The sequence below is a fragment of the Sphingopyxis sp. genome, from assembly GCF_036402335.1.
Lineage (GTDB): Bacteria > Pseudomonadota > Alphaproteobacteria > Sphingomonadales > Sphingomonadaceae > Sphingopyxis.
In genome coordinates, this window is the sequence record NZ_DASWTD010000379.1 from 1 (window position 1) to 1,850 (window position 1,850).

The 1,850-nt window shown below is 64.2% G+C and carries 2 protein-coding genes and 1 pseudogene; all 3 read left to right on the plus strand.

The annotated features are described in order from the left end of the window. Nucleotides 1-20 precede the first annotated feature (20 nt). A complete protein-coding gene (locus VGD20_RS12025; protein WP_331134674.1) occupies nt 21-293 on the plus strand; it encodes a TrbC/VirB2 family protein in 273 nt (90 codons plus the stop codon). 3 nt (nt 294-296) lie between these two features. After that, nucleotides 297-581 (plus strand): type IV secretion system protein VirB3, encoded by a 285-nt coding sequence (locus VGD20_RS12030; protein ID WP_331134673.1) that lies wholly within the window; start codon nt 297-299, stop codon nt 579-581. Continuing rightward, nucleotides 560-1,850 (plus strand): annotated as a pseudogene (locus VGD20_RS12035) (VirB4 family type IV secretion/conjugal transfer ATPase); the annotation flags it as partial. The gene VGD20_RS12030 and the pseudogene VGD20_RS12035, both read left to right, overlap by 22 nt.

Genomic DNA, 1,850 nt, shown 5'->3' on the forward strand with positions numbered 1-1,850 from the left:
GGGCGGCCTCGACGGCCGGGCTGCTTCATGCCGCAACCGCCCAGGCCCAGGAACTCGCCGACCCCGAAGGCTCGGGCGTGCTCGTGTCGGCGGTGCAATGGCTTCAGGGCACCCTCCTCGGTACGGTTGCCACGGTCGTCGCGGTGATCGCCGTCGCCACCGTCGGTTTCATGATGCTGACCGGGCGGATCAACTGGCGCTATGGCGCGACGGTGATCATCGGCTGCTTCATCCTGTTCGGCGCGGCGAGCATCGTCGCGGGCATTCAGTCCACCGCCAGCCTGGGGCGCTGAGCGGTGAACGGGGTCGAGCGCGATCCAATGTTCGTTGCGCTGACGCGGCCGCAAATGTTCGCGGGCGTCACCTATAGCTATTTCGTCGCCAATGCCGTGGTCGCGACCGAATTGTTCCTGATCTTCAAGTCGATCTGGGCATTGGTCGTCGCTCTGGTCGTTCATCTTGCGGGCGTGTTGTTGTGCCTCCGCGAACCTCGCTTCTTCGACCTCTGGCTAACCAAAGTCGGGCGCTGCCCGCGTGTTCGCAATTTCTCGATCTGGCAATGCAACTCCTACCGGCCCTAGCGTCTTCTCCGAAAGTCGTGGCCAAGGAAGCGCCAGCGGGCCGGCATTTGCCCTATAGCCATCATGTCGATGCGAACACGATCGCGACGCGTGACGGATTGCTGATGCAGGTTATCGCGATGCGCGGCCTGTTGTTCGAGACGGCCGACACCGACGAGATCAACTATCGCAAGCGGTTGCGCGACGCGATGCTGCAGTCGATCGGATCGTCGCGCTTCGCCATTTACCACCATATCGTGCGCCGCCGCGTCGATGTCGGGCTCGACGCCCGGTTCGACGACCCCTTTTCGACCAAACTCGACGCGGCCTGGCAAGGCCGGCTCGACCGGCGCCAGCTGTTCGTCAACGACCTCTACCTGACGCTGATCAGACGGCCTCTGCAGGGGCGCGTGGGCCTGCTCGACAGCTTGCGCGAGAAGCTCAGTCGGACCAGTTCGCCGGTCGAGACGGTGGCACAGGATTTGCGCCAGCTCGACACGGCACGCGAAGCGCTCATGGCGGCGCTCGGCAGCTACGAGCCGCGACTGCTGTCGGTCTACGATGCGGAAGCTGGCTCCTGCTCCGAGCCACTCGAATTCCTCTCGACGCTGTACAACGGAGAGAGCCGCCCGATATTGCTGCCCACCCAAGACGTTGGGGCGTATCTTCCCGACCGGCGTATCAGCTTCGGGCAGGAAACGATCGAGCTTGCCCCTGCCGGCCATGCGGATCGAAGCTATCTCGGCATCGTGTCGATCAAGGATTACCCGGGGCAAACGAGCGCCGGCATGTTCGACGAGCTATTGCGCCTGCCGTTCGAACTCACCGTCTCGCAATCCTTCGGGTTCGTCGAACGTCAGGCCGCGCTCGGCCGGATGAACCTGACGCTCAGGCGAATGCGCTCGGCCGAGGACGAGGCGCTCAGCCTGCGCTCCGAACTGTCAAACGCGAAGGACGAGGTCGCCGCAGGCCGTTCGGGCTTCGGCGAACATCATATGACGATCGCTATCCGCGGTGCTTCGCCCGAAGAAGTCGATGCGGGCGTGGCCGAAACCCAAGCGGCGCTCGCCGATCTCGGAATTATCGCGGTGCGCGAGGAAATCGCGCTCGAGCCGGCCTTCTGGGCCCAGTTTCCCGGGAATTTCAAATATATCGCGCGGCGGGGGCTTGTTTCCACGGGCAATTTCGCGGGGCTTGCGAGCGGGCACAACTTCGCGCTCGGCCAGCCGCACGGCAACCATTGGGGCGATGCGGTCACCTTGCTCGAGACGACGGCTGCCGGCCCCTATT